The sequence below is a fragment of the Pirellulales bacterium genome (assembly GCA_035533075.1).
Taxonomy (GTDB): Bacteria; Planctomycetota; Planctomycetia; order Pirellulales; family JAICIG01; genus DASSFG01.
Genome location: DATLUO010000272.1, coordinates 1 through 13,606, shown reverse-complemented (window position 1 = coordinate 13,606; position 13,606 = coordinate 1). Strand labels below are relative to the sequence as shown.

Annotated in this window: 9 protein-coding genes; 6 read left to right on the top strand and 3 right to left on the bottom strand. The window is 64.4% G+C overall.

Annotated elements, in window-relative coordinates; genetic code table 11:
* Positions 1–156 precede the first annotated feature (156 nt).
* Complete coding sequence (locus VNH11_33960) at positions 157–1,137, top strand: trypsin-like peptidase domain-containing protein (GenBank protein ID HVA51397.1); 981 nt, start codon at positions 157–159, stop codon at positions 1,135–1,137.
* Positions 1,134–3,191 carry a hypothetical protein gene (locus tag VNH11_33955; protein ID HVA51396.1) on the top strand — a complete coding sequence of 686 codons (2,058 nt, stop codon included), beginning with the start codon at positions 1,134–1,136 and terminating at the stop codon, positions 3,189–3,191. The genes VNH11_33960 and VNH11_33955 overlap by 4 nt, the downstream gene beginning before the upstream one ends.
* A 245-nt stretch (positions 3,192–3,436) precedes the next feature.
* On the opposite strand, the gene VNH11_33950 is transcribed toward VNH11_33955, so the two are convergent.
* The 3 genes from VNH11_33950 to VNH11_33940 form a co-directional block, all read right to left on the bottom strand.
* Positions 3,437–4,873, bottom strand: coding sequence for a PQQ-binding-like beta-propeller repeat protein (locus VNH11_33950; GenBank protein HVA51395.1), 1,437 nt, complete (start codon positions 4,871–4,873; stop codon positions 3,437–3,439).
* Between the two features lie 59 nt (positions 4,874–4,932).
* A complete protein-coding gene (locus VNH11_33945; protein HVA51394.1) occupies positions 4,933–6,438 on the bottom strand; it encodes a sulfatase in 1,506 nt (501 codons plus the stop codon).
* A 104-nt stretch (positions 6,439–6,542) separates the two neighbouring features.
* Positions 6,543–7,859, bottom strand: a complete 1,317-nt coding sequence (locus VNH11_33940; GenBank protein ID HVA51393.1) for a Gfo/Idh/MocA family oxidoreductase — start codon at positions 7,857–7,859, stop codon at positions 6,543–6,545.
* Positions 7,860–8,095: 236 nt separating this feature from the next.
* Between VNH11_33940 and VNH11_33935 the strand changes: the two genes are divergently transcribed.
* From VNH11_33935 to VNH11_33920, 4 genes are all read left to right on the top strand, one after another.
* Positions 8,096–9,019, top strand: a complete 924-nt coding sequence (locus VNH11_33935) for a glycosyltransferase family 2 protein (GenBank protein ID HVA51392.1) — start codon at positions 8,096–8,098, stop codon at positions 9,017–9,019.
* Between the two features lie 248 nt (positions 9,020–9,267).
* Positions 9,268–10,038, top strand: a complete 771-nt coding sequence (locus tag VNH11_33930; GenBank protein ID HVA51391.1) for a M90 family metallopeptidase — start codon at positions 9,268–9,270, stop codon at positions 10,036–10,038.
* 79 nt (positions 10,039–10,117) lie between these two features.
* On the top strand, positions 10,118–11,281 hold the full coding sequence (locus VNH11_33925; GenBank protein ID HVA51390.1) for a rhomboid family intramembrane serine protease: 1,164 nt from the start codon (positions 10,118–10,120) through the stop codon (positions 11,279–11,281).
* Positions 11,282–11,691: 410 nt separating this feature from the next.
* Positions 11,692–13,572: a CocE/NonD family hydrolase gene (locus tag VNH11_33920; GenBank protein ID HVA51389.1), complete on the top strand. Its 1,881-nt coding sequence runs from the start codon at positions 11,692–11,694 to the stop codon at positions 13,570–13,572.
* The last annotated feature ends 34 nt before the right edge of the window (positions 13,573–13,606 follow it).

Below are 13,606 nucleotides of genomic sequence, written 5' to 3'. Positions count from 1 at the left end.
GGTGAGGTAGGCATCAGGCGTCAGGCGTCAGGCATCAGGCTTTGGGCGTTCGGGGCCCGGCGTAGGGTGGGACCAGCGAGCTTGCGAGCGCCGGCCCACCGTTATCCGGTGTCATGTGTGAAGCGCTTCTCACTTGCCGTTGTTTGCAGCGCCCTTTTGTCAGCCCTTTGTGCCGGTACAGCTCAGGCGGGCGACCAGGTGACGGTCACGCTCGCGGGCGGCGCCAAGGTGACGGCCACGCTGCTGCGAGAGAGCAACGACGGCGTCGTGCTCGATCTCGGCTTCGACGTGCTCAATATCCCCAAGAATCGCGTGCTCGACGTCAGCCGAGAAGAGGCCGCCGGCAAAAACGAGGCCCGCCGCGACCATGGCATCTTTCACACTGGACGGCTTGATCCGGCCGACGTACCCGAACTCGTCCGACGCTACGGCGACGCCGTGGTGGTGGTGAAGACCGCCGCCGGCACGGGCAGCGGCTTCTTAATCAGCAAGACCGGGCACCTGATCACCAACTACCACGTCGTCGAGGGCCAGAACAAGGTGCAGGTGACGCTGTTCCGCCGCACGGAGCAGGGTTATGAAAAGCACGAGCTGAAAAAGGCCCGCATCCTGGCGCTGCAGCCGCTGCGCGACATCGCCTTGCTGCAGCTTGACGCGACGGAGCTTAACGGCGCATTGCCCGACCCGGTCGTCATCAACAACTCCGACGATCTGCGCGTGGGCGACCTGGTGTTCGCCATCGGCAATCCGCTGGGCCTGGAGCGCTCGGTGACGCAAGGCATTGTCAGCTCCGCCACGCGGACCATCGGCCACCTGCGGCTGATCCAGACCGACGCCTCGATCAACCCCGGCAACAGCGGTGGCCCGCTCTTCAACGCGCGCGGCGAGGTGGTGGGCATCGTGTGCGCCGGCGCCACGTCGTTTGACGGGCTGGCGTTCGGCATTCCCGCCAACGAGCTGGTCGACTTCCTGCTGCACCGCGAGAGCTATCTTTATGATGCGGCCCAGCCGCTGAACGGTGCGACGTATCTCGCCCCGCCATATCGGGCACCCGGCGAGGGCGAGCCGGCCGAACCGCAACCGGGTCAAACGCCCGCCACCGCCGCCAAACCCGAACCGAAGGATAAAGCTTCGTGAAAACAACTGCTCTACCGCTGGCCCTGACCTTTTGCCTGGCCTTGGCAAGCATCTGTCCGGCGGCCGACGAGCTGCCGGCGTCGTGGACCGCGCTGCCGGAAGAAACCACTCTCATGCTGCGGCTTCCCAACGGCCAGGCGTTTATCGACGCCCTGCGGTCGCAAACCAAGCTGGGCGCCGTGCTTCTCAGCCACGACCGCATCGAGCGGGTGCTCGAACTTGTCCGCGAACAGATCGCGCAAGACTGGGACGAGCTTCGTAAAGGACTGGGCCGTTTCGATCTCAAGCCCGAAGATTGGCAAAGCCTGTTCCACAACGACGCGGGAGTGGCCCTCACCTTGGAGCCGCGCAAAGGCCGCGCTCCTGTGGTGGTGCTGCTCGGCTGGTTGGAACCGGGCGAAGATCTCTCGCAACGGCTGCTGACCGCCGTGCAAACGCTCTTGGCCGAGCTGGCCGACGGGACGGCCGATGCGCCGAAACGCAAAGACCTGGAGTTGGCCGGCCGCGACGTGATGCACATTGAGATTCCGATTCGCGACGAGGTCACGCCCCAGCTTCCCGAAGTCGACGACGGCGAAGCCTCGGAGGCGCAGCTTCAGCAAGACGCCGACAAATTCCAGGAGCGTCTGAACAACGCGAAGCAGGTCGACATCGATCGCATTCACGTATTCGTGGCGCGGCTGGGCGGACGCCTGTTGTGGGCCAGCACCGTGCCGCAGTCGAGCGGCGAGACGAAGAAGAAAAACGACTCCGAGCGCGAGGCGATCGATTGGGACGCGCTGACCGGACTGGAAGAAGCGACCCAGGTCTTCGGCCGGTTCCTTTCGGCGCACGACGGTTCTCCGATCGAAGGCCCGCGCCGGCTGCTGGAAACGCCCGGCCTCGAAGCGGCCCTGCCGGGCGGCGTGCCGCTCGTCGAATTGCTCGGCGATCCCAGGCCGCTCATGAAATTGGCCGACTTGGCCGACGACCCCGCCAAGGTCAAGCAGATGCTCGAGCTGCTCGGCGCCGGCGGAGTGGGACCGCTGGCCCTGCGCGCGACCCTCGACGGCGGGGCGCTGCGTGAGGGCCTGTTTCTCTCGCTGCCCGCTCCGCGGACCGGCTTGCCGGCGCTGGTCGATCAGCCGCCCTTGGCGCCCGAGCCCCCGGCCTGGGTGCCGGCCAGCGCCATCAGCTATCAACAATTCAGCTTCGAGCTGGGCAAGGCCTACAGCCGCCTCAAGGAACTGGCCGTCGCCCAGTCGGGCGACGCCGGCCGACAATCGTTCGACCAGATCGAGACCGCTGCCAAGACGTTTTTGCAGATCGACCTGCCGACCTTGTTGTCGTCGCTGGGCGAGCAGTTTGCCGCCGTCAGCTTCGCGCCGCGCTTCAAAGAGCCGGCTAAAAACGACGACGACGCCAAGCCGGCGGCACCCGAAGTGGTGCAGCGGATGGGTCTGGTGTGCAAGATCGACAACGAGCAAATCTGGAAGCAATTGCTGCAAGTCGCCGCCCGTTTCGCAAAGGGCGGGGCGGCCGGCGGGCTGAAGATGGTCGAGGAGCAGGGCTTCAGCGGTTGCCGCATCGAGCGGGGCGACAATCAGGTGGGCATCTTTATCGGCAACGGCTACCTGGCGGTCGGCGTTGGCCCGGAGGTGAGCGAGTCTCTGCTCTCGGTGCTGGTCACGCCGCCGGTAGGCGACAAAGCGATGCGCAGCAACGGTCTGGTCGAGCGCGGCCGGGCGTTGGTCGCACCCCAGCCGTGCCTGCTTTACGAGCTGACTGACGCCGGCGCCAACGCCAAAGTGACACGCCGGGCCATTGAATCGCTGATCGAATCGCTGCTGCTAACCAATGTCGGTGCCGCGCCGCTGGCTCACGTCGGCCCCAGCCTGCAGTTCTCGTTGAAATCGTCCGTGCCAGGCGATCGCAAGGCCCTGCTCGACAAGATCAAGGCGATCTTGCCCAGCGACGACGAGCTCAGCGGCATGCTGGGCGTAAGCATCAGCCAGACGGTCGTGACCGACGACGGCATGGTGATGCAGTCGGCGTCGGAGTTGCCCCCTCCGTGAGCGGACCCGCGCCGCCCGAAGACGACGCGTCGGAGTTCGCTCTCCGCAACTCCATTTATATCAGAGCCTTACGGCGAAACGGATGGACGGGTTGCTTGCCACATGGACACGGCGCGCAGAACAAAAGCGACACGCGCGTGTCGCTTTTGTTCTGCGCGCGTGGGCCTAGCCTCGGTCCCGCCTTGGGGAAATCGCATCAGACGCGACACGCGTGTCGCTTGCGTTCGCTGGTCCCAACCTACGAGTCAACGACTGCGTGTGTCGCGTGCGAAGCAATAGAGCGCCTTCTCAGTGCGAAGATACACGTCGCCGCCGGCGATCACGGGCGTGGCCATCGTGCGTTCGCCGAAGTCGTGCGACGACAGCGTGCTCGTGGCCGAGCCGGTGTTGACCACCGTCACCACGCCCGGCTCGCTGGCGATATAGACCTTGCCGTCGCCGGCCACGGGCGAAGCATAGTAGCCTTCGTTCGACGGCAAACGGAGCTGCTTGAGCAGCCGCCCGCTGGCCGCGTCGAGACAGGTCAGAATGCCGCCGTTCTTCACCAGGTACAGCACGCCGCGATAAACCAGCGGGCTGGGAACATAAGGCAATCCCTTGCGATATTCCCAGACGATCGCCTGATCGGTCACATCTCCCGAACCGCCCGGCCGGATGGCCAACAAGGTGTTCTGCGCCAACTCAAACACGCGGGCGTACTTCGTCCATTCGGCTTCGTCGAGTTTCTTGTTTTGGTCGAGATCGATGCGGAAAAAGCGGTCGAGCACTTCGGGATCGTTGACCTCTTCCTGAGTGAGCTTGCCGTCGCCGTCGGCGTCGAATTTCTTGACGGCGGTGGGCCAGGGATCCATCGCCACGCGGGCATCGGTGTCGCCGCCCGGCGACCACGTGGCCACGTAAAGCAGGCCGCGGTCCTGAGCGGGGGTGGGATTGACGATGCGGGCCAGCCCGTGTACCCACCATAGTTTTTCGCCGTCGTCGGCGTCGTAGGCCACAAGCTGCAACGCGCCGGCCACCACGATCTGCTTGCGGCCGTCGACCGTGACCACCACGGGCGTGGAATAGCTGCGTGTGAAGTCCGGCCGGTCCGTCTTCCAGAGCGTCTTGCCCGTGCGGCGATCGACGGCCATGATGAAACTATCAACATCGTGGTCGGCGCTGACGATCAGCTTGTCGTCGAGGAGAATCGGCGAGCTGGCCGCGCCGAACTCGTCCTGAAACGGACCCAGCTCGCGCGACCAGACGAGCTTGCCTTCCAGGTCGTAGCACAGCAGGCCGTAGCTGCCGAAGAACACGTACAGCCGCTGGCCGTCGCAGGCCGGCGTGGCTGCGGCGGGGCTGCTGGTGGCGTGATACGTTTCGATGCGCGTGGCGGGGGCCGTTTGCTTCCACCGCGTCCGGCCTGTGCCGCGGTCGAGGGCCACAGTGGCGAGCTTGCCGTCGTCGAACGTGGTGACATAGATCGCATCGCCGTAGACGCACGGCGTGGAGTGCCCGGAAGCCAGCGGCGTGCGCCATTTCTGGGTGCTTTCATCGAGCCGGCCAGGCAGCTTTTGCCCGTCCTCGGCGGCGCCGCCATCGCGCCGGAAAAAGGAGTCGTCCGCCGGCGCCGCCTGGCCCGGGGCGGCCAGCGCGAGCACGGTAAACAGGGCCGATGAAAAGCGAGCAAAGCGATGGGTCATGGTGCTTATTCCGAAGGTAAGTTTCAGAGACGATTGTAAATTGGCAGGCAAGTGTACGTTCACTTCGCGGCATCCCGCCGGGCCTTGGCCCAGGCACGGTATTCGTCGATCGTGTAAAAGGTCGCGTGACGGTAAAGCCGGCCGCCTTCTTCCACAAGCTCGGAGGAATTGAAACTCCACGAGTCGCCCTGCTTCTTCATCAACGCGGCAAGCTGCCGATCGAGCGTGCGCTGCAACTCCGCGTGGGCCTCGTCGCCGACAAGATTGTGCAGCTCGGAGGGATCGTGTTGACGGTCGAACAGCACCCACGCCTCGTCCTCGAAGCGTGCGTAGGTGTCATCGGCGGTGACGATGCCGCGCCAGGGCCTGCTCACCTGGTCCGGGTTGAAGGGCACGAACATCTGCAAGAGCACCGCCTGGGGGCCATCGGTCGTTTCACCCAGGGCCACGCGCGACAGGTCCGTCCCCTGCATGTTCGGCGGCACGTCGGCCCCCGCCAGAGCCAGCAACGTGGGGGCCATGTCGACGTGGCTGAACAGCGTCTCGACCACGCGGCCCTGGCCGATGCGGGCCGGCCAGCGGACGATGCCGGGAATTCGGGCCGATTCGTCGTAGGGCTTCCGCTTCCGCCGCAACCCGTGCGAGCCGAGCATGTCGCCGTGGTCGGAGGTGAAGAGTACGATCGTGTTGTCGTCCATCCCCTGCTCGCGGAGCGTTCGCAGCAGCCGGCCGACCTGGTCGTCGACCGCCGTCACCGCCGCGTAATAGGCCGCGATTTCCTCGCGTCCGCCCGCCGGCACATAGGGCACGAACGCAGCGCCGAGCGGACGGTTTTGGGGCGGCGGCCTGCTGGCTTCGCTCCCCGGCCGCCAATTTTCGGGCGGCGTGATCCGTTCCGGCAGGTACTGTCGCATGTATTCCTCCGGCGCGCCGTAAGGATCGTGCGGCGGGCCCATCTGCACGGTCAGAAAGAACGGCTGGTCCTTTGGCTGCGAACGGAGGAACTCGACGGCGAAGTCGCACGACGCTTCCGGCTCGAACTTTTGCACGGTGATTGGTTCGGGCGTGTCGCGGAAATAGGTGGGGCGAAAGTGCCGGTGATGGCATTCATAGGCCGCCCAAAACTCGAAACCCTGGCGGCGCGGCCCCGGCGGCACGAAGCCCGGATCGCGCGGGCCGCCGTCCAAGTGCCACTTGCCGACGAAGCCGGTGCGATAGCCGGCGCCGCGCAGGATTTCGGCCAAGGTGACCTGGTCTTCCCGTAGCCGCAGGTCGTTCGCCAACATGCCGTTGACGTGCGGATAGGTTCCGGTGAGCAGCGTCGCGCGTGCCGGGCAACAGACCGGAACGTTGGCATAGGTGCGATGGAAACGGACCCCTTCGGCGGCCAGCCGGTCGATGTTGGGCGTCTTGACGTCCGCGTTGCCGTCGCAGGCCATGGCGCTGGCCCGCATTTGGTCGGGGAAGATGATGAGGATGTTCGGCCGCGCTGGAACGGCATCGGCGGCGCGGAGCAGCGGCGACAACAGGAGCAGAACGGCCAGCGTGCGAAGGGAATGTTTCATAGCATGTCGGATGCGGAGGATGGTCTTCCCAGGCCGTCCCGTTCAAGCACTCGTACTTTCCGGCAACTTCCACGGCGCCCGACACGGCCTGGCCAGCATGGCGGCTAAACGAACTTCGTCACGCCGGGCAAGGCGACCGAGGCCACCGGCAGCGAGGTCCAATCGTAGGCCGGCGGCGTCAGGTCTTCTTGCGAGTTCATCGCCTGCTCCCAAGTGATCGTTTGCCCGGTGTAGGTCGCCATGCGGCCCAGGATGGCCAGCATCGTGCTGCGGGCCATGTAGAGGCTGTTGTCGAGCGGCTGGCCGGAGCGGATGCTGGCAAACAGTTCGTCGTGCTCGACCTGATACATGTTGGGCTGCGGCCCGCGATAACGCCAAGGCGTTTCGCCCGTGATGTTGTGGGCCATCACGTCGACCTTGCCCTTGCTGCCCAGGATGTAGTCGTTCACGTCGCTGCTGCAATGGTCTTGCTGCCGGCAGAAGGCGAACAGCTTGACGCCGTTGGCATATTCATAAACCACCGCGTGATGATCGAAGATGTTGCCGTACTCCGGCTGCGTGCGCACCTGCCGGCCGCCCAGCCCGGTGGCTTTGACCGGCGGCTCGTCTTTCATCACCCAGGCCGCCTTGTCGAGGCTGTGAATGTGCTGCTCGACGTTGTGGTCGCCCGACAGCCAGGTGAAGTAGAGCCAGTTCCGGATCTGCCATTCCATGTCGCTCCAGTTTGGTTGCCGGGGCTTGACCCACAGGCCGCCGGTGTTGTAGTTGACCTGCATCGCCACCACGTCGCCGATGGCGCCGTCGTGAATCCGCCCGATCACCTCGCGCTTGGGCTGGTGATAGCGCCAGCAGAGGCCCGACACGACCGACAGCCCTTTCTTGCGGGCTTCTTCGGCCGTGGCCAGCACGCTGCGCACGCCGGGCGCGTCGACGGCTACGGGCTTCTCGGCGAAGATGTGCTTGCCGGCCGCCACGGCGGCCTTGAAGTGGGCCGGGCGAAAGTGGGGCGGCGTGCAGAGCAGCACCACATCGACGCCGCTGTCGAGCACCTTCTGATAGGCGTCGAAGCCGACGAAGCAATGGTCGTCGGCAACGGCGATTTTATCTTCCGGCACTTCCTTCTTCAGCGCGTCGAGGCTATAGGCGATGCGGTCGGCGAAGGTGTCGCCCAGGGCGGTGAGCTTGACGTTCTTATCGGCCAACAGCGCGTTCTTGGCCGCCCCGGTGCCCCGGTTGCCGCAGCCGATCAGGCCAACCTTGAGCGTATCGTCGACGCCGCCATGCGCGCTGCGGGCAACGCTGAGCGTTCCGGCCAGCGCCCCGCCGACCACGGCGGCACTCGACTGCTTGAGAAAATCGCGACGCGAAGGGACGGCGTTGGCGGCCTTGGCTTGATGGTTCGTGGAGGGCGAAGACGACATGAAAAGGCTCCTTGGCAGGACAAATTGTCAGGCGGGGGCGGCACGCGCGCCGCGAGTATCAAGATAACAGATGGGTCGGGCAAATGCGACGGGTTTCACCGCATCGGCAAAGGGCGACGGCATTAACGGATTTGTCGGTGCCGGTCTTGCCGTGGCGAACGGATTTGGGTCAGGATTGGGTTAGTGCCCTTGGCAGCGTCGCTGGCGCTCGATCATAATTAAACCGGCTCTGGGTTTTGACCAACGAATTCGCCGTTTCGGAACTGATGCTGCACCAGAAAAAAATCATTGTCGTGCTGCCGGCCTACAAGGCCGCCAGAACGCTCAAGCAGACCTACGCCGATATTCCGCTCGACATCGTAGACGAGCTGGTGCTGGTCGACGACGCCAGCACCGACGAAACCAGCCAGTTGGCACGCGACCTGGGAATGCACGTCTTCGTCCATCAGCGGAACCTCGGCTATGGCGCCAATCAAAAGACCTGCTATCGCGAAGCACTGGCCCTGGGGGCCGATATCGTCGTGATGCTGCACCCCGATTACCAGTATGATCCGCGGCTGATTTCGGCGATGTCGGGCATGGTGGCCTCCGGCATCTACGACGTCGTGCTTGGTTCGCGCGTGCTCGGCGGCACGGCGCTGCGCGGCGGAATGCCGCTCTACAAGTACGTCTTCAACCGCCTGCTGACCCTGTTTCAAAATATCCTGCTGGGAGCCAAGCTCTCGGAGTACCACACCGGTTACCGGGCCTTTTCGCGCAAGGCGCTGACGACGTTGCCCCTGCTGGCGAACTCCGATGACTTCGTGTTCGATAATCAGATGCTGACGCAAGCCATCGCCTTCGGCTTGAACGTGGGCGAAGTGAGTTGCCCGACCAAGTATTTTACCGAAGCCAGCTCGATCAGCTTCCGCCGCTCGGTGGTGTATGGTCTGGGCGTGTTGAAGACGAGTATCGCCTATCGCCTCTGGAAATGGGGGTTGAGCGAGAGCCGACTGTTCAGCCCCGGTCCCACTCTCCGTTTGCAAACCGACTATTACCGCGGTGAGGCGGCGCGGCACGCGCCGGATGGTCGCGACGCCGTGCAGGAGGACGCCGTGCAGGAGGTCGTGCTCAACCCCGCGGCGGAGAAAGGTGGTTCATCATTCCTCGTTGGGCCTTGACAATTTGCAGTGCTCGGCGTGACGAATCGCGTGTGCTGCCGCCGTCGGCCAACAGTCCGCCGGTTGATGTCGCGAACATCTCTCTATGCGATGCCGGCCGTTTCCAGACGGTGATCCCCGCAATCGATCCTCGCGATCCGCTAAGTTTCGGCCATGTGGCGCAGAAGTGAGCGGCAGGACGGCGATCTGTTACACGTTGCCACGTGCTATCCGCGCGAGGCGAGCTCGCATACGCGAAGGACGCCTCGATGATCTTCTCTTGGCTCAAACGCCGCCGCCGCAAGCGGATTCTTGCCAGCCCGTTTCCCGCGGACTGGCTTGCGCACCTGAACCGCAACGTGGTTCAGTACCGGCTGCTGACGCCGCCGGAACAAGCGAAACTGCGGCAACGAGTCCAAGTGTTCGTGGCGGAGAAAAACTGGCTGGGGTGCGGCGGTCTCGTCGTCGATGATGAGATGAAAGTGACGATCGCCGCCCAGGCCTGCTTGCTCGTGCTCGGCATCGACTATGAATATCACTACGATCAGATCCAGTCGGTGCTGATCTACCCCGACACCTACCTCCACCCGCCCGGCGACCGAGACGGCCTGGTCCACAACGGCTACCCGGTCTATGGCGAAGCCTGGCATCGAGGGCCGATCGTACTCTCCTGGAAAAACACACAAGGTCTGGCCGACGAAGAGGGCGGGAACCTGGTGTTTCACGAATTTGCCCATCACCTCGACGATCTCGACGGCGGCATGGACGGCACGCCCCCTTTGGAGCACGGGCAGGAAAGGCAATGGGAGCGGGTCGTCGAAAAAGAATACCACCGGCTGGTGCGGGCGTCACGCCAGGGACGCGCCACGCTCTTGAATGAATACGGCGCGTCGAGCCGGGCGGAGTTCTTCGCGGTGGCCACCGAATGTTTTTTTGAGCGGCCGGTCGTGCTGCGAGAACGCCACCCCGAACTGTACGCCATCCTGCGCGACTTCTACCGGCAGGATCCGGCGAGTTGGCCCTGGGGCCGCCCGTTGTGACCGCCCGCCGCGCCAATTAGTATTATGTCGAGGCAGATGGAACCCGTCCCTTTGGCACTCACGCTGCAAGAATCCCCGCGTGCTCATTCCCTGGAATACCGACGCGCCGATTTATCATCCGCCTTGGGCCACCGGCGGACTGATCGTGATCAACACCGTCGTGTTCATGACACTCTGGGCCAGCGGTGTGCCTGAGGAACAGGTCGAACCGTGGATGCTGGCCTACGGCGACGGGCTGCACCCGCTCCAATGGCTCACTTCCAGTTTCCTGCACGCGGGATTCTTCCATCTGCTGGGCAATATGGTGTTTCTGTGGGCCTTCGGGCTGGTGGTCGAGGGCAAACTCGGCTGGTGGCGGTTCACTGCGGTTTACCTGGGAATCGGCGTCGTCCAGTCGGCGCTGGAACAACTCTGCATGCTCGGCGCCGACGGTGGCGGATCGCTCGGTGCCTCGGCCGCCATCTACGGCCTGCTGGCAATGGCCATGGTCTGGGCGCCGCGCAACGATTTGAGCTGCATTTTGATCGTCGGGTTCAGGCCGATCAGCTTCGAGATTTCGATTTTGGCGATGGCCGCGATCTATCTCGGCATCGAGATCGCCACCGCCGCTTTGGACGGTTTCGGCTGGGGACCGAGCGTTTTGCACCTTTCCGGCGCGGCACTCGGCTTCGTCGCCGCCACTTGGTTGCTCAAGTCGGACCGGGTCGATTGTGAAGGCTGGGACCTTTATGCCGTGTTCGCCGGCCGAGAGGGAGAAAAGGTCAAGAAACGCAAAAAGCGAAAGTCCAAAACCAAGGCCGACGCGCGCACCGCGGGCCAACAAGCCGGCGCGAAGCGGGCCGCTGCGCTGGCTGAAATTCAAAGGCTGCTCGGCGAAGGGCACGCCCGCGGCGCTTACGCGTTGAACAAGAAGATGTCGCCGACGATCGAAGGTTGGCAGCTCCCGGAGCCCGATTCGCGCCAGCTCATCGCGAAGCTGCTCGAGACCGAGGCCTGGCCGGAGTCGATCGAGTTGATGGTGAGCCACCTGGCGCACTTTCCCGACGCCGCCCGCGTGCGTCTCAAGCTGGGGCAGGTCTTGGTGCGCAACGAGCGTCGCCCGGCCCAAGCGCTGCGGGTGTTGGCGAAGCTGCCCGAGGGAAGCCTGCCCGCCTCCCTAGAACCGGTGCGAAAAAAGCTGCTCGACGAGGCAACCAGGCTGCGCGAGCTGGCCCCACCGGAACTGGCGTGCGAAGATTGGTGAACGACACCGCGATCCGCTGGGGCGACGGGCCTTGTTGTTCTACACAAGTCCGAGGCCCCGGCGCGGCCGTTGCGTTCCCCAGTCCCGTAGGGACGGTGGAGTTTAGCCGTGGGCGCAAGCCCTCGGAAGAGGAACGCGAACGGTCCGCGCAGCCGCGTAGCGGCGACAGAGCGCGTGGTGCGCTACCTACCTCTGTCGCCGCTACGCGGCTTATCTGACCTACCCCATTGGTCCCGTGGGCTTGCGCCCACGGCTATACTATCTCGCCGCTACGCGGCTGACGCGCGAGAAGTGTAGAACAACGACGGCGACGGGCCCCGTGCAATCCACGGCCGGGCAGTGAATAATAGATGTCCACTGCCGACGAACCGGCGAGACGCACACCTTTGGACTAACCGGAGACTTCCTCGATGCCCCTGAGAGTTCGACTGCCCGCGTTTGTTTTCCCGCTGCTTTTGTTGCCGATCGCATCGGCCGGCGTCGCCGCCGCACAAGGGCCGGAGCACGTCAAAGCGAACTACACGAAATATGAATACCGCATCCCGATGCGCGACGGCAAGCGGCTGTTTACCGCCGTCTACGTGCCGAAGGACGACACGCAAGCCTGGCCCATTCTGCTCATGCGGACGCCCTACAGCAGCGGTCCCTACGGCGCCGACCAATACAAAGGCGACCTCGGCCCGTCGCCGCTGTTCGGCAAGGAAGGCTACATCTTCGCCTATCAAGACGTGCGCGGACGGTGGATGTCGGAAGGGGAGTTCGTCAACATGCGGCCCTGCCTGCCGGAAAAGAACGGACCGGCCGACATCGACGAAAGCAGCGATACCTGGGACACCATCGAATGGTTGACCCGGCACGTTCCGAACCACAACGGCAAAGTCGGCATGTGGGGCATTTCTTATCCAGGCTTTTACACGGCGGCCGGCATGATCGACGCCCATCCGGCACTGCGGGCCGCCTCGCCGCAAGCACCCGTCACCGATTGGTTCGTCGGCGACGACTGGCACCACAACGGCGCCCTGTTTCTGACGCACCTGTTCAACTTCATGTCGAACTTCGGCCGCCCGCGGCCAGAGCCGATCAAGAAGCAACGGTCGCGGTTCGAGCACGACACGCCCGACGGCTACGACTTCTTCCTGCGACTTGGCACGCTGGCCGACGCGAACGCCAAGTATTTCGAAGATCAGGTGGCGTTCTGGAACGAGGCCATGCAACACGGCGTCTACGACGACTTTTGGAAGGCCCGCAACCTGCGTCCGCACTTGAAGAACATCCGCCCGGCCGTGATGACCGTGGGCGGCTGGTTCGACGCCGAGAACCTGTTCGGAGCGCTGGAGACGTACAAGCAGGTCGAGCGAAGCAGCCCCGACGCCGCCAACATGCTGGTGATGGGACCCTGGCGGCACGGCGGTTGGAACGGCGACGACGGCTCCAAGCTGGGCGACGTTGCGTTCAACTCGAAGGTGTCGGGGTTTTACCGCGAGAAGATCGAGTTGCCGTTCTTCGAGTTTCACCTGAAAGGCAAGGGGGATTTCAAGCCACCGGAAGCCTGGGTGTTCGAGACCGGCACGAACCGATGGCGCAAGCACGAGCGTTGGCCTCCGGCGGCGACGCAACCGAAGCCGCTTTATTTTTGCGCCGGCGGAAGGCTGTCGTTCGGGCCGCCGGAAGAGAACGGCCCGGCCTACGACGAATACCCGAGCGACCCCGACCGGCCGGTGCCGTTCATCGACCAGATCACGATCGGCATGGCTGCCGAGTATATGATTGCCGACCAGCGGTTTGCCGCGCGGCGGCCCGACGTGCTGGTCTATCAGACGGACGTGTTGGAGGAGGACGTGATGATCGCCGGCCCGCTCCGGGCAGAGCTGCACGTATCGACCAGCGGCACCGACAGCGACTGGATCGTGAAGCTGGTCGACGTCTATCCCGACGACTACCCCGATCCGAATCCCAACCCGGCGGGCGTCCGCATGGGCGGCTATCAGCAGCTCGTTCGCGGAGATGTGATGCGGGGGAGATTCCGCAACAGCCTCGAGCGGCCTGAAGCGTTTGCACCGGGCGAGCCTACGCTCGTCGCCTTCACGCTGCAGGACGCCTATCACACATTCCGCAGCGGGCACCGCCTGATGTTGCAGGTGCAAAGCACCTGGTTTCCGCTCGTCGACCGCAACCCACAGCAGTTTGTCGACATCTACCACGCGCAGCCCGCTGACTTCCGGCGGGCGACGCAGCGGCTCTATCGCTCCGGGAAGCTCGCCTCGCGCGTGCTGCTGCCGGTAGTGCCTTGACGGACGGAGTGAGGCGTTCGCGGTGGGGGGGGGG